We start from the raw sequence: 20,407 nt of genomic DNA, 5'->3' as shown, positions 1-20,407 counted from the left end.
AACCGACGCCGTGACGCACGGTGCCCACAGCGCGCAGAGGCGGCAGCAGATGATGAATCGCGTGAAACTCGGCGCGTCAGCTACGCGTTATTCGAGCGATGAAAATGGACGTGACGCCAGGTGCCGGCTTGGCGCTGCCAGACACGCGTCTCTTCGCAAACAGTCGTGACCGGCGCGCCCGACTCGTCCAGCTTCTGCACCAGACGCACATAGCTGATAACGGCCGCATCATCTCCTAGCATACGCACGTGCGGCGAGCACATCGTGGGCTGCGGCACCGCCTTGGGCTTGCCGAGTTGAAAATAGAAGTGATGAAACGGCATCCCTTCCACCAACCGGCCGCGCGCTTCGGGCTCGAACGCCGAAATCGTCGGATCGCACAGCTTCTCGTACGTTTTCCAGTCGGCCGAGACGATGCTCTCGAGCAGCCGTTGATTGAGGGCCAGCAATTCGTCGCTGACCGATTGCTCGGTCGTGGCCGAGGCGCGCGATCGTCGTTCAGTCATGGTTGTCGCTCCCTTCGGTGATCTCGGGCAAAAAGCCCAATGAGGCCAGTTTAGCCCGGCATTCGTCCCGTTCGCGGCAGCGCGCGAGCGAGAGCCAACTCGGGTCCTGCACGGCGAGAAAATCTTCGTCCGTCGCGGCGCCGCGTCCGCTCGAGGCCAGCCGCGCGAGCAGCCGGCGAATCACTTCCTGATCGAGCCGCGTCAGGAACTGGCCGCGCAGGCGATAATCGTCGAACGCTTCCCACACCAGCGGGAACAAGGGACGCACAATCTGCTCGCCGATTGCGGCGGCATAACTGCGGATTTCCCATTGGGCGTGGGCATCCATTCGCAACGCCAGGAAATGCAGCAGATTGTGCAGGTCGACTTTCCAGTACGCCTCGGTATAAGTCGACAGCGGCAGATCTTTGCGCGCCTGTTCGCGGGCCACTCCGCGCGCGATACGCTGTTCGTACACGCGCCGTGATTCGCGCTGCAACGCTAGTTCTTCGGCCGTGAGCTCGGCACCCAGTTGCGCGTCGAGCGGTTCGCCGCTTCCTTGCCGGTTCGTCGCGGCTTGCGAGCGCCAGGCATCGGGGGGCGTCTCTTGCGTGGCATCAATCGCCAGCGAGTAGCGCGTCGAATATTCGTTCACGTTGGCCGTGCGGTGGCGAATCCATTGCCGCCAGGTATCCATCGGCACGCGGACCAGCAGTTTGATCTCGGCCATTTCGAACGGAGTCGAATGGCGGTGCCGCATCAGATAGCGAATCAGCCCACGATCGTCCGAGACTTTCCGCGTTCCTTCGCCGTAGCTGACGCGCGCGGCCTGCACGACCGATTGGTCATCCCCCATCACGTCGACGAGACAAACGAAACCGTCGTTCAAAACCTGGAATTTCTTCCAGCGCAACTCGTCGACTTGCGTAGCATTAGTGGGCATGGAGAAGTAACTGGTAGTCGGTGGTTGGTAGCCAGTTTGCGTTAGTCAGTCATCAGTACGCGCAGGGATCTTGGACGTGTGCGTGCGTTGCCGCGAAGGCGTCGAGGATAATCAACGAGACGCCGCCCACTTGCATTCGGCCCGCGCCGAGAAAGCCGCCATTCTAACGGCTTGGTGAGAAATCTACAGGGGCGCGGAAGGCCCGCTGTACGCGGGAATTTAGGGGGCCTGGGGCGGCACCAGCGGCAACGAGAAACACTTGCCGACGTCGGCAAAACCCTCGCGGGCGTAAAAGCGATAGGCCCGGTGCCGGTGGTAATGCGACTCGAGCGCGATTCGATAGCAGCCGCGCTGCCGCGCAATTTCTATGGCGCGATTCATCAGGGCCTGCGCGACGCCGTGTCCTTGCTCGCTGGCGGTCACGATGAAGTCGGGGATCCAGGCCTCGGGAGCCGGTTGGCTGAGCCTTTCGCGAATATGCAGCGACAGCAGGCCGATCGCCTGACCGTCGCGCAGCGCGATCAAGCTCGTCGTGTCTGGACTGGCCAGATGGCGCTCGAGGACTTTCTGAATTCGCCCCTCTGTCTCTGCCGTCACGGCCGGACGCCCCAACTCGGACAACAGCCGGCAGGCAGCGGGAAAATCGTCGGCAGCGAGCAGACGGACCTCCACCGGTCCGGCCTTGGGCATCGCGTTGTCTGATTCCGCCATTAGAGTGCCGACTCCAGAATCGACATCAGATCCGCAAGCGTCACGACGCGAGGGTTGACGCGCAAGATGCGCTTGATGGCCAAGGTCTTTTCCGCTAACTGCGGCAGTTGCTCGCGCGTGACCCCCAACTCGCGCAATCGCGCTGGAATGCCGGTCGCCTGTTTCAATTCTTCGACGCGCCTAATGCCTGCTTCGGCCGCCTGATGATCGGATTGCCCGCGCGTGTCGACGCCCAGGAAGGCCGCGACTCGCGCGAGCGCCTGTTCGCGCTGCGGCAAGTTGAATCGCATGACGTAGGGCAGAAACAGGCCATTGCCGGCGCCGTGCGAGCAGTGCGTCAAACCGCCGAGGGGATATTCCAAAGCGTGGACCAGGGCGACGCCCACATTCGAGAACGCCAGACCGGCGAGCGTCGCACCCAGCGACATCGCTTCCCGCGCATCTTCGTTACTCGGTTCTTTGACGGCGCGCTCGAGGTTTGCACCAATCAAACGAATTGCCTTTTCCGCAAGCGCATCGGCCAGCGGATGCCGCCCTTGATAAACCGTTTTCTCGTTGGGAGCCAATGGAAAATGTTCGTTGTCGACGGCCGTGAATGCCTCGATCGCATGGGTTAGCGCGTCGATGCCGCTATCGGCCGTGACCTTTGCCGGGCAGGAAAGCGTGAGTAGCGGATCGACGATCGCCAGCCGCGGCCGCAGATAGTTGCTGAGCACGCCGACTTTTACCTGCGCCTCGCGATCAGTCAGCACGCAAGAGGCGCTAACTTCGCTGCCGGTGCCAGCCGTCGTCGGAACGCAGACCAGCGGCAAGACAGGCCCGGAGAGACAATCGTCGCCAAAATAATCGCGCGGCTTTCCCCCGTGGGCCATGACGGTGGCCGTGATTTTGGCCAGGTCCATATTGCTGCCACCGCCGAGACCGAGGACCGCTTCGGGACGCAAGTCGCGCGCGTAAGCGATCGAGCGTTCGGCTGCCTCGAGCGTTGGTTCGGGGACACCGCCGGTAAAGCACGGCGCGTCGATTCCCGCGGCGGCCAACGGTACGGCGATCGAATCGGCAATGCCGGCATCGATCAGATGCTGATCCGTGACGATCATCACCCGGCGCACACCCAGCCGCGCTACGAGCTGTCCGATGCGAGCGCTCGCACCGCACCCGAAGACCAACTGTCCGGCGGAATGGAATGTCCAGATGTCGGGCATGGCGCAAGAAATGTGCTGCGGCGCGAAGGGACTGGCTCAGGTCAGGTCAGTGTACTCGCGACGCTGAAACACGACCAGCGCCACGAGCAGGCCGATGACCGTGATGCCGGCCAAGGCCGTGGCCGCAGTGGTGGCGGAAATCGGCTCGAACCATTGTGCGTCGGGCCGTTCCAGTCCGCTGGGAACTCCCGCCGCGTACATCATCGACCGACCGTAGTAATTGATGGCCACGCGTTTCACAATGCCGGGCATGTTTCCCAGCAACAACTCCATGAACAGCGAGTAAATCAACGCAATGATCGTCGAGTGGCGAAACGACACGGCAAAAAAATGGAACAAGCTTACATAAGCGATGGCCATGTAAAAAATCGCGGGGAGATAAAGCCCGTAAGCGCGCCGCCCGAGGTCTCCTCCCAGCCAGCAATAGGCAAAAAACGCCCCCATCACCAGGCCCAGCACCAAGGGGAGCGTGGCGAGGAACTTGGCGAGAAAAATGAGCGGACGAGGGACCGGTCGCACGAGCAGGAACAGCAGCGTGCGATCCTCGCGATCGCCACCGATGCTGGCCGTGGCATAGGCCACGGCGCAAATCGGCACCACAAACGAGGCGAACAAAAACATCAAGCCCAGGCTGAAGTCATTGAATGCTTCGAACGTGTCTTCTTTTTGCCAATACCGTTGGCGCAACAAGAACAAGGTCAGAGCCGATAGCGGCAGCATGACCATCAGCGTGCTGCCCGACCACAACAAGCGGCGGAATGACAGCCAGAGCAAAGTGACCCAGGCGCGGAAGAGATTCATCGGGCCCCTTGCTGCAAGTAGTTGAAGACGGCATCGGCCCCGCCATCCAGCGTGCGCAGTTTGCTGACGTCGAGTCCATGCTGCGCGACCAGGTCGTTGAGCAGCGAAAAGAATCGCCCCGGGTTGCGAGTTTGAATCACCAGGCTGTCGCCGCGCAATTCGATGCCGCGTACTTCGGGCTCGGGTATCAGGAGCGCGGCCAACTGCCGCGATTGCGACGAGCCGACTTCGACCGTCAACGGCCGGTCCTCGAGCAAGGCCCGAATCTCGGTGAGCGTGCCCGAGGCCACGATCCGCCCGCGAGCGATGATCAGAACCGAATCGGTGAGCGATTCGGTCTCGCCCAGGATGTGGCTGGAAATCAGGATCGTCTTTCCCTTCTCGCCTTGCGCCAGCAGCAGGCGCGAGATTTCTCGACGGCCGCCCGGATCGATGCCGCTGAGGGGTTCGTCCAGCAGCAGGATCGGCGGGTCGTTGACCAGCGCCTGGGCCAGCTTGATGCGCTGTCGCATGCCGTGGCTGCAACCGGCCAGTCGTCGTCCGGCGCGATCGGACATGCCGACTTCTTCGATCACTTCCGCCGTGCGGGACCGAGCCTGCAAGCGCGACATGCCATAGAGCCGGGCCATGACATAGACAAAGTCGCGGCAGGTCATTTCTTCGTAGAAGCTGTTCAGATCAGGGACGTATCCCATGTGGCGTTTGGCTTCGGTGGACCAGGCGCGATGATCCCCGATCCGGACGTCCCCTTGACTGGGGCGCAATTGACCGCTGGCCAGTTTCATCAACGTCGATTTGCCAGCGCCGTTGGCGCCGAACAATCCGGTAATGCCCGGCCCGATCCGACAACTGATGTTATTCACACCGATCACGGGCCCGTAGAACTTCGTGACGTGGTCAAAGGTGAGGAACATGAAGCATCTATGGTGAGATTTATTTGCCGAGCAGTGCCTTCGAATCGACTCTGGCAACGCCTTTTATTCCACAATGTCCACGGCCCGGACGCGGCGCGTGAGCGCTACCAGGCAGATCACGCAGATTGTCGCCAGCAGCGCGGTCGCCTTGAGCGCCCGCCAGTACTCGTAATCGTCGCTAAAGGTGCCAAAACACAGCTTGCCAAGCAGGCGAATATCGAGCCAAGGGTCGATCAGTTTCCAATCGTCGTTATCCGTAGCGTCGCGCAGGTACGAGCCTAGGCGCCCCAGCATCACGAAAATCGTCGACCAGGTGATCGCGATCGGCGCCATTCGCTGTAGATAAGCCGAGATCGTGACCAGAGGAATACTGAGCACGACGCAAAATGCCAGCCCGTACGCAAGAACCGACGGCACGACGTCCCAATGCTCGGCCCAGTAACCGGTCGAGGGCGTGAACATGCCGAATTCGATGAACAGCAATAGCGCCGGCAGCGTGGTTAACAGCGAGATGATGACGCTGATCGCCAGCAGCTTTCCGACGATGTAATGTCGGCGGTCAACGCGTCGCGAAAGATAAAACGGCAGCGATCGGTTGCGGAAATCCGTGCCGACAAGCAAGCTGCCCGAGAAGGCCAGCAAGATCATGACCACGACGCTCTGCTGCTGCATGAAGCGGATGTAGCCGATCTCTTCGCCCGCCTCGGCTTTGGGGGTGAAGCCGAACCACTCGTACATGTCGCGCTGCGCATCGGCGGGCAGCCGAGCCTGCGTTAGCACGTAGATGATGATCCAGTACATCAAGAACTGAAACACGCCCAGGCCGATCACCAGCCAGTAGGACTTGCGGCGAAAGACTTGCAAGAGGGCCACGCGCACGATGGCCAGCGTGGCCCACCAGGGCGAATGCAATTCCCCTTCCCAGCCGTAGTAGTGCGCGTTATTAATGCCCATCGTCAGGCTCCTGGGGTTGGAGAGCGACGGTAGCCTGTGGTGTTACGTCTTCGGTGACTCGGAAGAACAGCCGCTCGAGGTCCTCTTCGTCGGCGCGTAGTTCGGTCAGGACAACATCCTGGCTGCGCGCCACGGCAAAGAATTGCGAATTGTGCCACGTGGTCGGCGCTTGCACGGTTGCGCGATCGGGATGGCTATGGTTCATAATCTGGATGCCTGCCTCGCGCAGGGACGCAAGGAATCGTTCGCCGTCGCCGAGCCAGGCGAGGTCGTAGCAGTTCGACTCGCCCAGCCGGAGCGAGGCCATCGTGCCCGACCGGATCACAGTGCCGCGATGCAGCACCACGATCTGCTCGCACAGCCGCTCGACGTCCGGCAGCAGGTGGGTACAGAGGATGACGCTTTTGCCGGTTTCGTGAATCAAATCCTCGATCAGCTCGAGCATCGACTCGCGCCCTTCGGGATCGAGGCCGTTGGTCGGCTCGTCCAAGAGCAGCAGCTTGGGGTCATGAACCAGAGCCGCGGCTAACTTCAGACGCTGCACGTTGCCGGTGGAGTATTCTTCCAGACGCCGGTAGCGCAACTCACCCAGGCCGACGTAGTTCAGTACCTCGTGGGCACGGCGTCGGGCATCGCGATGCGGCATACCGTACAGGTCGCCGGCCAACGTGACGAATTCGACCCCCTTCAGCACGGGGACTGTCGCGGCGGCCTCGGGCATATAACCGACCTGACCCCGTAAAGCGCTCGTCGCGTGCCGGATGTCGTAGCCCAGGATCGTGCCCCCGCCGGCATCGGGCGCTAGCAGTCCCAGCAGGACCTTGAGCAGGGTCGATTTGCCGGCGCCGTTGTTCCCGACCAGGCCGACAATACCCGCCTCGAGCGAGAAGCTCACATCTCGGAGCGCCCGCACCTGCCCGTAACTACGGCTGACGTTATGGATATCAACGAGATGCATTGCGGGCCAAGAGCCGGGTCAAGCGAGTGACACCGAGGGCACGGGCCCTCCTCATCTCTCTGGGTTTTCCGTTGTCGCGTTTGGCAGCATTGTACCACGCACGGTCTGGCTTTTGAGGGGGGCGGCCATGGCGGTGGACAATCTTTGGTCATTCGTCGCGAGGGCGTCAGTATTTCGCCGCGTAGAAAAGACTTGGAATTTCTTAATCCGGCGGCATTTCGTGGCTCGTCCTGTGGTCGCGTGGTAGGCTAAGCAACTGGAGGAGAACGAGGGTTCGCTATGGCTATTCGCGTGACCTGCCCCAACTGCCGGGCGAAGCTTCAAGTCCGCGATGAGCACGCGGGCAAGCGGGGAAAGTGTCCGAAGTGCGGCAACGCGCTCGACGTGCCGAATAAGCTGCCTGTCGCTGAGCCAAGTGCGTTCGATACCGACCTTGTGCCTTCGACGCCGAGAAAGTCGGTACCCATCCCGCCGCCCATTCCGGCAAGTCATACACAGGTTGATGCGCCGGCATTCCCTGCAGATTCATCGCCCGAGCCTGCGCGCGTCGACAGTGCGTCCGTAGTGGACGTTGATATCGATGTTCCTGCGCGGCGTCGATCGGCAACGCGACGCAACGCGACGCAACCGCCTTGGGCATGGCTAGCCGCGGGAACCGCGGCGTTGATCTTTGCCACGGCCGGACTGATTTATGCGCTGCGTCCGGCGTCCTCGCCGCGAGCTGCGAGTGGTGAGGTAGCTGCCGCCCGGTCGGCGCCGCAGGATGGCGAGCCAACCGCCTTCAATCGCGCGCCGTTCAATCCTCATCCACGCGCGGACGCGGCCGATAAGCCGAAGCCTGTTGCCGGCGCTCCGCTGGAAGACGTGGTCGAATACGTCAAGCACGGCATCGTGAAGATCGAAACTTCCGACAGCCTAAATAATCGGCGCGGTTTAGGATCGGGCTTTGTCATCGACAGAAGTGGGCTCGTCGCCACGAACTATCACGTCGTGTCCGATGCATCGAAAGCGGATGTGGTATTCAACGATGGCACGCGATTTGGCGTCGAAGGCTATCTGGCGATCGACCGTCATAGCGATCTGGCGATCATCAAGCTCAACGGCGCGCCGGCGGATGTGCAGGCGCTAGAACTGAACTTTGGCGACGGCCCGCGCGATGCGGCGCAAGTCTATGCCATCGGACATCCGCAAGATAACGAGTTCACTACGACCGGCGGAATCGTGGGTCGGGTGCTGCATACCACGCAATTGCCGGCCGACACGCGGCAATGGCTCACCTCGACTCTCGAAGGGAGCGACGATGATCTGTGGATCCAGCACGACGCCAAGATCGCACCAGGCAATAGCGGGGGTCCGCTGATCAACGCGCGCGGTGAGGTGGTCGGTGTGAATTCGTGGGTCAATCAGAAACTCGGGCTTGGCTACGCCATTCACGCTCGTCATTTGCACGAGCTGGAGCGGCATCAAGAAACGGCGGTCGTGCCGCTGAAGTTGCGGCGTCGCAGCGTGCCGGAACCGTCGCAGCCACAGTTTGCGGCGCTGCTCACGGCTTCAGACCGGTTGAAGAAGCTGCGTGCGGAACTGGCCTCGAAGAATTGGCGGCCGCAACAAGATGACGATTACGTCGCACTCGACGAGCTGGCCCGCACGATAACGGCCATCAAATACGTGCAATCGAATCCTGGCGCCCAATTACCGATGCCTTTGGACGAGCAGCAGGCCGTGATCCGCGAGTGCGACCAGGCGGTTGCCGAGCTGCGATCAGTTCCGTGGCGCGACGGCGATCAAATGCGGCCGATCAACGCACATGCCGGCAAGGATCGCGCTCCTTACGGTGGGGCGTTTGTCTTTGGCCGGGTTAAGAAAGTGTTTTCAGGGGACGACGCCGAAAGCGCGTTGTGGATCGAGCTGGTCGGATCGAGCGAACAGTACTTCCTGCCGCTCGACGAACCAATCACCGGACTCTCCGCCGGAGATTGCGTACTGGTCCTGGGAATCGCGCACCCAAAGACCGTGGCCGTGGGGGACAACCCGTTGAAGCCGACCAAAGTCCCGGTCCTGTTGAGCAAGGTCGTCCTGCCGCTCGGCAAGTCGTGACCGTAGACGCTGCGGCAGAATAGCAGCAGAAAGCGCGAGCTCTTACGCCGCGCGATCATAGCCGGGCGCGTTCGGCTGATAACGGGCCGTGATGAGATGGATGGCCGCAGTGAGTCCGTGCAGAGCCTGGTCGATCTGACCGGTCTCGCGCAGCAGTCGCATGTTGTCGGCCAGGCTGGCCTGCAATTTGATCAGCTCACCCTTGCCTTGGACGACCTCGGTCACGGCCGCGGCTAGTTCCGTCAGGTTCGTTTGCAGACGCGTCACCTGATCGACCGTGGCACGGACCTCGGTCCGATGCTGGTCGCGTTGCGATTCCATCGTTTCGAGCACGCGGACCAGTTTGCGCTCGCGCTCGGTATCGTTCACCTCGAAGCGCTGATGCAGCGATTCCATCGCCTCCTGCCACAATTGGGTGAGCAGTTGATGCCGCTCGTCAGCCTGTCGCTGTAGATCGTTAAAGGCGCTCGACCAGATGCCCAATTGCCGCTCGACGGTTTCATCCATCGTCCGTAGCATGGTGTGGCTGGCGGATTCGACGGCGTTTAGGAACGGGGCCATGCTGGCGTCGGCCGCTTCGAAGCGATTCAGCAACTCGCGCTCGGCGCGCCGGTCCGTCGAGCGGATCAGTTCGCGCTCGGTCTTCTCGCACAAGAACAAGCCGAACATCATCGACGTGGCCGCGGCCAAAGCCACGGTCGTCGTATTGAAGGCCGTACCCATTTCACCGACGACGGTGGGGAGCCGTTCGCCGATTTGATCGACCGAAAGGCCGCCCAGTGCGGAACCGAAGTGCAGCACCGTGCCGAAGAAGCCCAACACCGGCGTGACCCAGCAAATGAAGCGTACCAGCCCGTAGTTGTTGTGGGCTCGTTCGTCGTCGAGCTCGGCCAGGTAGCGTAAGTGTTCGCCCAGGCCATCGGCCGAGCCGCGATCTTTCAGGTAGCCGAGCGCCTCGTGCAGCCGCTGACCGATGCGCGACTGCAGCAGCCAGGCCGGTTTTTTCTCGACTAGCGCCAGCATGGCCACGGCGTTCGAAACCGGCTCGCGTCCTTTGCGGGGAGGCAGCCAGTCTTGCCTTAGCGCAAGCGATTGGCGCGGAAATGACAGTACTTTGAAAAGCACATCGCACAGACCCCAGATGAAGAAGGCGACGATGATGTATTCGACCACGTGATGCGTCGTGTACCGATGCAGCAGCGTGTCGTGCATCGCGGGCTGATGCACGAAGACGTAGAAGGCAATCGTCAGCGAAGCCGCCATGAGCAGCGGCATGTCGAACATCCGGCTCAAAGGAGCCTTCGGCTTGGAGGCCATATTTCCTCGATGCTTTGCCAGTTTGGCGCGCGAAGTCGCGGAATCAGTCAGCAGCGATAGCATGGACCCGCCCACGGCCAGCCAACTGCGGCGGAGCATCAAACGGCGAACGCCGATTTATGTCAAGATCAGTCGCTCGATCGCGAAGCGATGCCGAGCGACTTTACTCGACTGATGTCCAAGGTTTACGCGCATGCGGAAGGAGTCATGCGGACATCCCACCGCGGCGTGCTAGCTACGTGCGCCGGCGGGCTGGCGTGAATACCCACGCTGGCCATTCCCATTGTTGCCGTTGTTGGTCGGCTTCGGGCGCGAGGCAACCGGCCGCAAGCTACCCTGACCGAGCAGGTCTTCGACGCGACTGCGCATCTCGCTGTTCAGTTCGACACGCAACCCGTCGCAAGTGCAGGTCACCTGGCTGCCATCGGCCAACCGCAGCGCGAGCTGCAATTCGCAATTGCCGGGGTAACCGCGCAAGATTTCGTACAGTTGCTCCAGACCGCGCACGCCGTGCGGCTGCTCGTCGACGCGGATCATCACGCCGCGCGTGAAGCGCGTTGCCAGGTCGGGCAGCGTGATGACCTCGTTGACGATGAAGTTCGCTTCTTCACTTCCCGGGCGTTTATCGATCACGCCGCGCAGCGCCACGATGCCATCGGCCTTGACCAACTCGCTGTAGTTGGCGAATTCCTCGGGCCAGACGATGCAGCGCATCATGCCGGCGGTATCTTCGAGGTCGAACATGGCGTACTTCGTGGCTGTGCTGCCTGGCCGGGGATTCTTAGTCTGCGCAAACTTGATCGACGCCAGGATTCCCCCTAGCACGGCGTCGGTACGATGCGGGAGGGCCGTGGCTTCGACCGTGTTGTGCGTGCAGTAGCTGCGCAGGGTTTCTTCGTGCTCGGCCAGCGGATGGCTGGAGAGATAAAAGCCGAGCACTTCTTTCTCGGCGGACAGTCGTTCGCGCTCGGGCCATTCCGGCAGATCCGGGAGCGTGCCGGTGGCGGTCGAGGATTCTTCGGCGGCGTCCTCGAACAAACCCTTCTGCCCTGAACGTCTATCGGCCAGGGCCGAGGCGCCCGACTGCAGCGCTCGTTCGATCGCGGCCATGTTCTGCGAGCGGCGGGCGCCGGTGAAATCGAAGGCACCGGCTTTGACCAAGGATTCAATCGCGCTGCGATTGACCTGCGCAGGATCGAGCCGTTCGCAGAAGTCGAACAGATTCCGGAAGGGGCCGCCGGTCTTTCGCTCGGCGCGGATGGCCTCGGCGGCTTGCATGCCGCAACCTTTGACCGCGGCCAGCCCGAACAAGATCTGGCCGGCCTCGACGGCGAAATCGCCATTGCAACGATTCACGTCTGGCGAGACGACGGTGATGTTCATTCGCCGGCAGTCTTCCAGGTGTTCGACGAGTGAGTCTTTCTTCTTGAAATTGCGTCCCTGGATATCGCCCGACAGTAGCGCGGCCATGAACTCGACCGAGTAGTGCGCCTTCAGGTAGGCGGTCATGTACGCGATCAGCGCGTAGGCCGTCGAATGGCTTTTGTTGAAGCCGTAGCCAGCGAACTTTTCGATCATGCCGAATAGTTCTTCCGCTTCGCGCGCTTTGAGGCCCTGCTCGACCGCACCTTTGATGAACTGTTCGCGGAACTTGGCGATCATCGGCAGCTTCTTCTTGCTGATCGCCTTGATGCAACTGTAGGCGTTCGAGAGATCGATGCCCCCCAGGCGATTGAGAATCCGCATCACCTGTTCCTGGTAGACCATCACGCCGTGGGTCTCTTCCAGGATGTCCTTCATCACCGGGTGCTTGTACTCGGCCTCCTTGCGGCGATGCTTGACCTGGATGTAATCGTCGACCATTCCTCCTTCGAGCGGACCCGGGCGATACAGCGCGTTGGTGGCGATGATGTCGCGGAAATGGTCAGGCTTCATCCGCTGCAGAAGATCGCGAATGCCGCCGCTTTCGAGCTGGAAGATTCCCTTCGTCTCACCGCGGCAAAGCAGCTTGAAGGTTTCTTGATCGTCGATCGGAAACTCGTACGGATCGACCTCTTGGCCTGTCGTTTCGCGGATCAGATCGACCGCCTTGGAGAGAATCGTCAGGTTGCGCAGACCGAGGAAGTCCATCTTCAGCAGGCCGGCCCGTTCGACGTCCCCCATAGCCCATTGGGTGATGACTTCTTCCTTGCCCTGTACCCGCTGTAGCGGCACGTATTCGTTCAAGGGGCGATCCGCGATCACGACGGCCGCGGCATGCGTGCCGACGTTGCGCGCCAAGCCCTCGATCTTCATGGCCAGGTCCAGCAGTTCGCGCACTTCGCCGTCGTTGTCGTAGGCGCGGCGCAAATCCTCACTGGCGGCCAGAGCTTCTTCGAGCGAAATGCCCAACGTTTCGGGCACCAGCGCCACGATCGAATCGACGCGGGCCACGGTCAGTCCCAGCGCGCGGCCGACGTCGCGGATCGCGGCCCGCGCGGCCAATGTGCCGAACGTGCCAATCTGGGCTACGTTCGCCGCGCCGTAGCGCTCCTTGACATAGTTGATGACGTCGCCGCGGCGGTCCTTGCAGAAGTCGATGTCGATATCCGGCGCCTCGAGGCGGCTGATGTCGAGGAACCGTTCGAACAGCAGATCATATTTCAGCGGACAGACGTGGCTCAGATAGAGCGCGTACGCCACAAGCGAACCGACGCCCGACCCACGAGCCGTCGCCGGAATATTGCGTTCGCGGGCAAAACGTACGAAGTCCCACACGATCAGGAAGTAGTTCGGAAAGCCCAGCTTGTCGATGACGTCCAGCTCGCGCTCCAAACGCTCCAGGACGACCGTGGCCAAGTTCCCGTCGGCGTAGAAGTCGGGCTGCTTCGAGTACCGGTCGCGCAGTCCGGTCATGCACAGATCACGCAAGTATTCGGTCGAAGTCTTTTCTTTCGGCACGTCGAACGTCGGGAAGTGGCGTTTGCCCAGCTCCAGGTCGATCGACACGCTGTCGGCGATTTCCTGGCTGCGAGCCACGGCATCCTCGAGCCCGGGGAACGCGGCATACATTTCGCCGGGGCCGCGCAGGAAGAACTCGTTCCCTTCCATGCGCATGCGATTAACGTCTGTGCGGAAGCGGCCAGTATTGATGCATAGCAGCACGTCCTGCGCTTCGGCGTCTTCGCGGTTGACATAATGCGCGTCGCTAGTGGCCACCAGTGGCAGGCCCATGCGCTGCGCGACGCGCACCGTCCCCTCGAGCGCCATGCGCTGGATTTCCAGGCCGTTGTTTTGGATTTCAAGGAAATACCGCTCGCCGAACGTCTGCTGAAACCAGCCGATGATCTTTTCGATTTCGGTCCAGTCAGGTTCGGGCGCGTTGCCACGCAAGAGTGACCGGCTGAGCTCGCCCGAGACGCAACCGCTGAGGCAGACCAATCCCTCGCTGTGGGCGGCGAGCAGTTCCTTGTCGATGCGCGGTTTGCGGTAGAAGCCTTCGAGAAAGGCGGACGAGGCCATCTTTACCAGGTTCTTGAAGCCCGTCCGATTCTGGGCGAGCAGCGTCAGATGGTAGCTGGCTTCCTGGTTGGCGTCGGCCTCCTTTTGAAAGCGGCTGCCCGGCGCAATATAGGCTTCGTAGCCGATGATGGGGTTGATGCCTTCGGCCTTGGCGGCTTCATAGAATTCGAGCGCGCCATACAGGTTGCCGTGATCCGTCAGGGCCAAGGCGTTCATTCCCTGGGCCTTGGCCTTGGCGATCAAGCCGTCGATCGGGCTGGCGCCGTCCAACAGGCTGTAATGGCTATGGCAATGAAGGTGAACGAAGCGGCCGTCGCTGCTCATGATGTCCCTCGAGCAAATAGGAATCCGTTCGCGTCGTTTCGCTTGCGAGAGTCGTGGCGAAATCGCGCCAGGGGCGTCCAGCGAGCGAAGCGCGGAATCGCGTGCGGTACGCCCTGGATGACGCCTGCGATTTTATCAAACGCGCCGCACGATCGACAGCCGCCGATTATTCTTCTTGCGGCCGACCTATCGAACGCAGATACGTGGCCAAGCGCGATTGCAGGTCGAGAAGATTCTGCCACTGCCGATCGTCGACAGAAATGCGCTCTTTCTTTTCGTCGATCTTCACCGACTCTAAGAGGCCACGAATGCGGACGTGCAAATATTCGAGCAACTCGGACAATTGCGCGGCCTGGCAAGGACCCATTCTTTCGGGCAACTCCGGCGGGGAAAGGCGATGCAGGATGGCCTGCGACCCCGTAGCGCCGTTCCAACCGAGTTCGAAGTCGAAGCCGGGATCGACCCCCTCTTCGTCATCCAATTCGCCACCGACGGTCCCCAGGTTGGTTGGCTCCGCGTCGCGCAGGCCTGACAGTCGCTGGGCGATTTGCTCCTGCGAACCGTAGAGGAGCACCGATCGGCCCACGGCAATCATGTCGCCGTAGCGCAAGATGCGCAAATGAGTATCATCGCCGTTGACCTTGGTGCCGTTAGTGCTGTCGAGGTCCGTGAGGACGACTTTTTCCTGGTCTTCTTGGATTTTCAGATGAAAACGGCTAACCCGCTCGTCCGCAAGCTGGATGTCGTTTCCTTCCTCGCGACCAATGGTGATCGGGGTGGGAATATCGTCGTACAGCCGCCCTCGGTCAGCTCCGTCGAGGATCCGAATCGTGACGAGAGCCATGGAAGATGCCGGAGCTAAAATGCCGTCGCCTGGCCAGGTTTTGGGGGCCGCCTGCTGAACAAGCCTGCCCGCCGCGCAGCCCGACCGGGTACTATCGGGGGATGCGTTCCGCCGGCCTTGGCGAAAGAAATCGTAAACTGTCGATACATCATTACTTATAGCATGGCCGAGAAACGGGGGTCAACCATTTGGCCCAGCGGGCTAGGGGCTCCGCCGATGGTACGATTAAGACGTCTGAACCCGTGTTTTCAGGCTCTGCAGGGGTGATCGACGGCCTCGATTGCTGGCGTCTGTTCGGTAGGAGGAAAACTTCCAGATTATTTGCGGAATCTAGTTGCATTGGTCGTAACGTTAGGTAATGATGTGGTGGTACTGCGGGCAAGAGCCCCCCAATCTATATAAGGCAACGCCAGTGATCTGAACCGAGAGTCCAATACAACGCTTCAAAACGTTGCGAGTTGAGCCCAGGCTCCTCGGGATTCTCGTTTTAGTGTTCTTGCTTGGCGTCCTCCCTGTGATCAGCTTTTCCCTGGCGATGTTGCAGCTTTGTGCTGCGGGGCAAGCGAAGACCTGATCGTCGAGATGCCGCTAGTTCAGTTGCTTCGACAGAGCTGAAATTGCGCTACTTCTCGTACCCGCTTTTTTCACCAAGGTATTGCTAACGCCGTCAACCCGCCCTCTCTGGCAACGCTAATGATCTGAACCGAGAACCCACAACTTAATTTCTTCGACGAGTCGAGCCTTCCGGTTCCTCGCGGGTTCTCTTCTGGCAACGTCCCTGTGATCAGTCGTTCGTGTGTTGTTGCGCGCTATCGCGCGATGACGTGCGAAGGTCTCATCGCCGAGATGTTCGCCGTTGACTCCCCGTCGTCCGCGGCGGCTCTGCGTGCGCTCGTGCAATGATTTGCATTTAGGCATTTAGAAAAAGTGAAGCTAACGAATTCACACCCGGAAAGACCTCTGAGGCGAAAATGAAAATGAGAAACACGTTCCGCGCTTGTGCGCTCGTGGCATTGGTTGTCTGCACGTTTGTGCAGACAGCGTCGGCCACGACCCTCTTTGACCTGATCAGTTCGAGCGGGTCAATTACGATTGGTTCACTGACGTTCAGTGACTTTTCGTATCTCGGCACCGGTGACATGCCTGCTTCGGCGGGCGTCAATGTCACCACCTATGTCAATCCCATTACGAACGACGTGGGCTTGAAATTCCAAGGATCGTTCCTGGATTTCCCCGGTAGTGGCGGATCGGACGCTTTGATCGACTTCAAGGTCACCGAGAACGACCCTGAGAAGTTGGTCACCGGTGCGACTTTGGCAGGCAACCCCTCGATTATTCCCCTGGGTCCCGGGGCGAGCGGCGTGGCCAGCGTCACCGAAACTTTCTTGCCGACCGACCCCAGCCTGACGTTGACGATCTTCGCGAGCTCGACCAATGGCGTGCCCGGCCCATCGCAGTTGATCGATACGGGCGTGTTCGCAACCGGACACTCGACCGTGTTCGTGCAAAAGGACGTCCTCAATTTCAGTGGCACTAACAGCGTGCCGATGCTGTCGTTCATTACGCAAACGTTCCACCAGACGGGCGGTAACATTCCCGAGCCGTCGACCCTGATCCTGCTGGGTTCGGGCGTCATTGGGTTGGGTGTGCTTCGTTGGCGTCGCCGCCGCGCTTAAGCGGCCGGCAAGCGGACTTATCGAACAAGCAAGCGAGATGGCCCCGGGGACGTTTGGCGACGTCCTCGGGGCTTTTAGTTTTTCTGGCCGGCGATTCTGCCGGCGTAGAAGCGACCTCTCCCTCTTCTCGATCTCTGCGTGCTAACCAGGCCAGTAGGTCACCTGGGGCGGCAACTCGCTCGGGCCAGTTCATGGCTTAGCCGGGCTCTCCCGTGCTTCACAGTCGAGCTGAGATCGCGGTGTCGGCGCTTAACGATACCTGGCCCTTTCGGAATGGGCCTGTCGCGCGGAATTTCCTGGTGACTAACCAATTGACAGGGACCAATTGCCCGGTAAAATCTTGCTATTGATATTGAGTCTCAATATCTACGGGGCCCCGCCGAAGCTCTCACTCCTCCGATATTGGATATCACCACGATGGCCGCACCACGCCGTTGTCGCCCTGCCGGTTTCACACTTGTCGAATTGCTGGTTGTCATCGCCATCATCGGCATCCTCATTGGTTTGCTGTTGCCGGCGGTCCAGTCAGCTCGGGAATCGGCTCGCCGTAGCCAGTGCGCGAACAATCTGAAGCAGTGTGCCCTGGCTCTGCACAACTACGAGTCGAGCTTCGGAGCTTACCCGCCGAGCATGTATTGGAGCGGCGTGCTCGCTGACAAGACGAACGATATTTCCGTCTGGTCCCGTTTGCTGCCTTACTTGGAACAATCGGCGCTCAGCGCCGGCTACACGGCCACCAGCACCGAGGATCAGCAATTGGCCGACGGCACGCCGATCATGGCGGTGCGCATCCCCGCCTACATGTGTCCGTCAGAACTGAACGATATGGCCAAGCTGAACGCAGACGGATCATTGAACTCATATCCAGGAACGTACGGCGTGAATCTCGGCCCTTGGATGATCTTTGATCCTACGCAGCGCACGCGGCCGCCAGGCTCGTTTTACGTCAATAGCCGGCTGCGAGCGGCCGACTTCACGGACGGTTTGAGCAATACGCTCATGGCGATGGAAGTGAAGGCCTGGGGCTCCTACTTCAGCGGCTCGACAACGGCTACCGCAACGCCCCCTAATCTGCCGACGGACGTTTGCGCCCTGGGAGGCACAGCGAAGTTGGGACCGAATCCGACGGACAACAAGGAACACACGGAGTGGGGGGACGGCAAGTGCAATCAAACTGGCGCTACGACCACCTTCACTCCCAACACGCCGGTCATGTGTACGTCCTCGGGCTCAAGCTATGACGTCGATTTCTCGGGCGTCACCGAGGCCTCGTCGGCGACCGCGCCCAGCTACGCCGCTATTACGTCGCGCAGCTACCATCCGGGATTGGTCATGGTGTCGCTGATGGATGGATCGGTGCGTACCGTGGCCAACGGTGTCGACCGGGCCGTATGGCAGGGGACTTCGACCCGGACGGGCGGTGAAGTGGGCACCCTCCTCCCGTAGCTTTTCGCCGCTGGACGATAGCTTGGGACTTTGGCGGCTCTGCGGCTGTTGCCGTGGATGCGCGTCAGGCGATTTCCCGTCTACTCCTCCCAGGCCGTACATCTTGTCTGCGCCCGTGCCTCGGTTTGTACGAGCGTTTGTCGATCTTACACGCCCCCCGGGAGGCCGGACCGAGGTTTCATTGATCCCGCGTCCACGCGCAACTGGCTTTGGCGTGACCTCTTACGACGCGATTTGCAAGCGGCAGCGAATCGCTCAGCGGCGTTCTGGCACGCCGCGTGCTTTATCCGAAAGCGGAATCGGACGAAGCATGGGACAAAGGGAGAGGCCACTGATGGACCAAAACGCCAAGTTCCAATGGATGAAGGAATTGCTCGGACGAATGGAACGCGCGAACGATCAGTGGCGCACCGCGCCAGGCCCGACGAAGCCGTATCTGGCCCGCGTCCATGAGCGCGACCTGGGTGAATTCCGACGCTTGTGCCAATCGGTGCGTCGCGACGTGCTGGCCGGCACGGCCTGCTAGAACTTTTTGCCGCTACCGCGCTCGAAACGCGCCGGAGGGATTTTCCCCTCCAGGATTCCGCCGAGGTTGGCGGATCGCCATTAGCGCCGCGGCATGTCACGCTTAATCCCGCCTCATTCCCGCCAACGATCCCACGCATCCAGGGCTGCAAAGGTCCCCGCGCCTTTGCAGCCCTCCTGCATGCGCTTGAATAGCAAATCGCGCCGGATTCTAACGCGCTGGGATTGCGGCTAGACTGCATTTTCCACCCGCGCTCGCGGGCGGTTCCGACGGTTTAGCTTCGCAGAGAATTTCCGGTGAGCGGCAACGATTACGAGCGCGCCACGGCCTACCTCATTGGCCGAATCAACTACGAGCGCGCCGCCGCCGTGACCTATGGGGCCCGGCAGTTCAAGCTGGAAAGAGTCCAGGAACTGCTAGGCCAGGTCGGCAATCCGCATCAGCAGATCCCCATCGTGCATGTGGCAGGTACCAAGGGGAAAGGCTCGACATCGGCCATGATCGCCGCGGTGTTGACGGCCGCCGGCTATCGCACGGGATTGTTCACATCGCCGCATCTCGAACGGTTGGAAGAGCGGATCGCCATCGACGCCCAACCTTGCTCTTCCGAGGAATTGGTGGCGCTTGTCGAGCGGTTACGACCGGTGGTTGATCGCATGGATTGGGAGGTCGCCGGCGATACCGACGATTGTGGCCCCACCTATTTCGAGCTGACGACGGTCATGGCACTACTCTATTTCGCCGAGCGGCAAGCTCAGGCGGCCGTGCTCGAAGTAGGCCTGGGCGGGAGGCTGGATTCGACCAATGTTTGCCAGCCTGCCGTCTCGGTCATCACGAGCATCAGCTACGATCACATGCGGCAATTGGGGAATACGCTGGCCGAGATCGCCTTCGAGAAAGCGGGCATCGTAAAGCCGGGCATTCCGCTGGTCAGTGGCGTGACGGCCGACGAGCCACGGCAAGTGATCGAACAAGTTTGCCGGGATCGCGGCAGCCTGCTCGTGCAATTGGGACGCGACTTCGACTTTCGTTACTATCCGCCGCACCTGGTCGACCATCATGCCGGTTATGGGCGGATCGATTATCTCGATCGATCGACACAATCGCCTGCGTTAGCCGGCGTGCCCCTGGGAATGCTGGGGCGCCATCAAGGGGCGAACGCCGCGGTGGCCGTGGCTACGATCGCGCAGTTGCAGGCACAGGAATGGCAGATCGACGAGGCGCAGATCCGCGCCGGGCTTGCCGCGGCGCGGTCTCCGGCGCGTGTCGAGGTCATGGCCCGTCGGCCGACGATCGTAATCGACGCGGCTCACAACGAGGCGTCGGTCGAGGCATTGCTGGAAACCTTGGCCGACAGCTTCGCCGAGCAGCCGCGGATCCTGATCTTCGCCACAACTCAGGACAAGGAAGTTCGCGCGATGATGCGGCTTTTGCTGCCCCGTTTCGACCACGTTTTCCTCACCCGCTACCGCAACAATCCACGCGGTGTGCCCGTCGAGGAGTTGGCGGAAATTGCGGCGGAATGCGGCGCCACGAACTGGCGGACTTATGCCGAACCTGCCGAGGCCTGGGAGGCTGCCCGAGCGATCGCCACGCCCGACCATCTGCTGTGCGTGACCGGATCGTTCTTCATCGCCGCCGAAATCGGGGCCGAGATCCGTCGTAACCCGTTGGCCTTGGCCCGACGCGAATAGCCGCCCGGCTT

General features: G+C 61.1%; 16 protein-coding genes. 5 read left to right on the top strand and 11 right to left on the bottom strand.

Features of this window, described 5'->3' with window-relative positions:
- Nucleotides 1-80: 80 nt before the first annotated feature.
- The 8 genes from VGN12_24730 to VGN12_24695 form a co-directional block, all read right to left on the bottom strand.
- Nucleotides 81-506 (bottom strand): DUF4440 domain-containing protein, encoded by a 426-nt coding sequence (locus VGN12_24730; GenBank protein ID HEY4312679.1) that lies wholly within the window; start codon nt 504-506, stop codon nt 81-83.
- Nucleotides 499-1,428 (bottom strand): FAD-dependent thymidylate synthase, encoded by a 930-nt coding sequence (gene thyX, locus VGN12_24725; protein ID HEY4312678.1) that lies wholly within the window; start codon nt 1,426-1,428, stop codon nt 499-501. The genes VGN12_24730 and thyX overlap by 8 nt, the downstream gene beginning before the upstream one ends.
- Nucleotides 1,429-1,647: 219 nt before the next feature.
- Complete coding sequence (locus tag VGN12_24720) at nt 1,648-2,139, bottom strand: GNAT family N-acetyltransferase (GenBank protein ID HEY4312677.1); 492 nt, start codon at nt 2,137-2,139, stop codon at nt 1,648-1,650.
- Nucleotides 2,139-3,344 carry an iron-containing alcohol dehydrogenase gene (locus VGN12_24715; GenBank protein HEY4312676.1) on the bottom strand — a complete coding sequence of 402 codons (1,206 nt, stop codon included), beginning with the start codon at nt 3,342-3,344 and terminating at the stop codon, nt 2,139-2,141. Before VGN12_24715 ends, VGN12_24720 begins: the two co-directional genes overlap by 1 nt.
- Nucleotides 3,345-3,380: 36 nt before the next feature.
- Nucleotides 3,381-4,145, bottom strand: coding sequence for an ABC transporter permease subunit (locus tag VGN12_24710; GenBank protein HEY4312675.1), 765 nt, complete (start codon nt 4,143-4,145; stop codon nt 3,381-3,383).
- On the bottom strand, nt 4,142-5,059 hold the full coding sequence (locus VGN12_24705; protein ID HEY4312674.1) for an ABC transporter ATP-binding protein: 918 nt from the start codon (nt 5,057-5,059) through the stop codon (nt 4,142-4,144). The genes VGN12_24710 and VGN12_24705 overlap by 4 nt, the downstream gene beginning before the upstream one ends.
- A 63-nt stretch (nt 5,060-5,122) precedes the next feature.
- A complete protein-coding gene (locus tag VGN12_24700) occupies nt 5,123-6,013 on the bottom strand; it encodes a hypothetical protein (protein ID HEY4312673.1) in 891 nt (296 codons plus the stop codon).
- Nucleotides 6,003-6,971, bottom strand: a complete 969-nt coding sequence (locus VGN12_24695; protein ID HEY4312672.1) for an ABC transporter ATP-binding protein — start codon at nt 6,969-6,971, stop codon at nt 6,003-6,005. Before VGN12_24695 ends, VGN12_24700 begins: the two co-directional genes overlap by 11 nt.
- Nucleotides 6,972-7,250: 279 nt before the next feature.
- Here VGN12_24695 and VGN12_24690 point away from each other — a divergent pair, with 279 nt between their 5' ends.
- A complete protein-coding gene (locus VGN12_24690) occupies nt 7,251-9,068 on the top strand; it encodes a trypsin-like peptidase domain-containing protein (protein ID HEY4312671.1) in 1,818 nt (605 codons plus the stop codon).
- Nucleotides 9,069-9,110: 42 nt separating this feature from the next.
- On the opposite strand, the gene VGN12_24685 is transcribed toward VGN12_24690, so the two are convergent.
- The 3 genes from VGN12_24685 to VGN12_24675 all read right to left on the bottom strand — a co-directional run bounded on the left by VGN12_24685 (nt 9,111) and on the right by VGN12_24675 (nt 15,054).
- On the bottom strand, nt 9,111-10,385 hold the full coding sequence (locus VGN12_24685; GenBank protein ID HEY4312670.1) for a MotA/TolQ/ExbB proton channel family protein: 1,275 nt from the start codon (nt 10,383-10,385) through the stop codon (nt 9,111-9,113).
- A 231-nt stretch (nt 10,386-10,616) separates the two neighbouring features.
- Complete coding sequence (gene dnaE, locus VGN12_24680; protein HEY4312669.1) at nt 10,617-14,210, bottom strand: DNA polymerase III subunit alpha; 3,594 nt, start codon at nt 14,208-14,210, stop codon at nt 10,617-10,619.
- A gap of 166 nt (nt 14,211-14,376) precedes the next feature.
- Nucleotides 14,377-15,054, bottom strand: coding sequence for an FHA domain-containing protein (locus tag VGN12_24675; protein ID HEY4312668.1), 678 nt, complete (start codon nt 15,052-15,054; stop codon nt 14,377-14,379).
- Nucleotides 15,055-16,031: 977 nt separating this feature from the next.
- On the opposite strand from VGN12_24675, the gene VGN12_24670 reads away from it, so the two are divergent.
- From VGN12_24670 to VGN12_24655, 4 genes are all read left to right on the top strand, one after another.
- Nucleotides 16,032-16,730, top strand: coding sequence for a PEP-CTERM sorting domain-containing protein (locus tag VGN12_24670; protein ID HEY4312667.1), 699 nt, complete (start codon nt 16,032-16,034; stop codon nt 16,728-16,730).
- A 417-nt stretch (nt 16,731-17,147) separates the two neighbouring features.
- Entirely contained in the window at nt 17,148-18,176 is a 1,029-nt protein-coding gene (locus VGN12_24665; GenBank protein ID HEY4312666.1) for a DUF1559 domain-containing protein, read from the top strand.
- 334 nt (nt 18,177-18,510) lie between these two features.
- Entirely contained in the window at nt 18,511-18,702 is a 192-nt protein-coding gene (locus tag VGN12_24660) for a hypothetical protein (protein ID HEY4312665.1), read from the top strand.
- 296 nt (nt 18,703-18,998) lie between these two features.
- On the top strand, nt 18,999-20,396 hold the full coding sequence (locus tag VGN12_24655; protein HEY4312664.1) for a folylpolyglutamate synthase/dihydrofolate synthase family protein: 1,398 nt from the start codon (nt 18,999-19,001) through the stop codon (nt 20,394-20,396).
- The last annotated feature ends 11 nt before the right edge of the window (nt 20,397-20,407 follow it).

This window comes from Pirellulales bacterium (assembly GCA_036499395.1).
Taxonomy (GTDB): Bacteria; Planctomycetota; Planctomycetia; order Pirellulales; family JACPPG01; genus JACPPG01.
This window is presented reverse-complemented; position numbering and strand designations above follow the sequence as displayed.

What these genes read in the sequence shown, in the direction of transcription:
- VGN12_24730 (HEY4312679.1), bottom strand. Translation starts at nt 506, where the DNA reads ATGACTGAACGACGATCGCGCGCCTCGGCCACGACCGAGCAATCGGTC.
- thyX (HEY4312678.1), bottom strand. Translation starts at nt 1,428, where the DNA reads ATGCCCACTAATGCTACGCAAGTCGACGAGTTGCGCTGGAAGAAATTC.
- VGN12_24720 (HEY4312677.1), bottom strand. Translation starts at nt 2,139, where the DNA reads ATGGCGGAATCAGACAACGCGATGCCCAAGGCCGGACCGGTGGAGGTC.
- VGN12_24715 (HEY4312676.1), bottom strand. Translation starts at nt 3,344, where the DNA reads ATGCCCGACATCTGGACATTCCATTCCGCCGGACAGTTGGTCTTCGGG.
- VGN12_24710 (HEY4312675.1), bottom strand. Translation starts at nt 4,145, where the DNA reads ATGAATCTCTTCCGCGCCTGGGTCACTTTGCTCTGGCTGTCATTCCGC.
- VGN12_24705 (HEY4312674.1), bottom strand. Translation starts at nt 5,059, where the DNA reads ATGTTCCTCACCTTTGACCACGTCACGAAGTTCTACGGGCCCGTGATC.
- VGN12_24700 (HEY4312673.1), bottom strand. Translation starts at nt 6,013, where the DNA reads ATGGGCATTAATAACGCGCACTACTACGGCTGGGAAGGGGAATTGCAT.
- VGN12_24695 (HEY4312672.1), bottom strand. Translation starts at nt 6,971, where the DNA reads ATGCATCTCGTTGATATCCATAACGTCAGCCGTAGTTACGGGCAGGTG.
- VGN12_24690 (HEY4312671.1), top strand. Translation starts at nt 7,251, where the DNA reads ATGGCTATTCGCGTGACCTGCCCCAACTGCCGGGCGAAGCTTCAAGTC.
- VGN12_24685 (HEY4312670.1), bottom strand. Translation starts at nt 10,385, where the DNA reads ATGGCCTCCAAGCCGAAGGCTCCTTTGAGCCGGATGTTCGACATGCCG.
- dnaE (HEY4312669.1), bottom strand. Translation starts at nt 14,210, where the DNA reads ATGAGCAGCGACGGCCGCTTCGTTCACCTTCATTGCCATAGCCATTAC.
- VGN12_24675 (HEY4312668.1), bottom strand. Translation starts at nt 15,054, where the DNA reads ATGGCTCTCGTCACGATTCGGATCCTCGACGGAGCTGACCGAGGGCGG.
- VGN12_24670 (HEY4312667.1), top strand. Translation starts at nt 16,032, where the DNA reads ATGAGAAACACGTTCCGCGCTTGTGCGCTCGTGGCATTGGTTGTCTGC.
- VGN12_24665 (HEY4312666.1), top strand. Translation starts at nt 17,148, where the DNA reads ATGGCCGCACCACGCCGTTGTCGCCCTGCCGGTTTCACACTTGTCGAA.
- VGN12_24660 (HEY4312665.1), top strand. Translation starts at nt 18,511, where the DNA reads ATGGACCAAAACGCCAAGTTCCAATGGATGAAGGAATTGCTCGGACGA.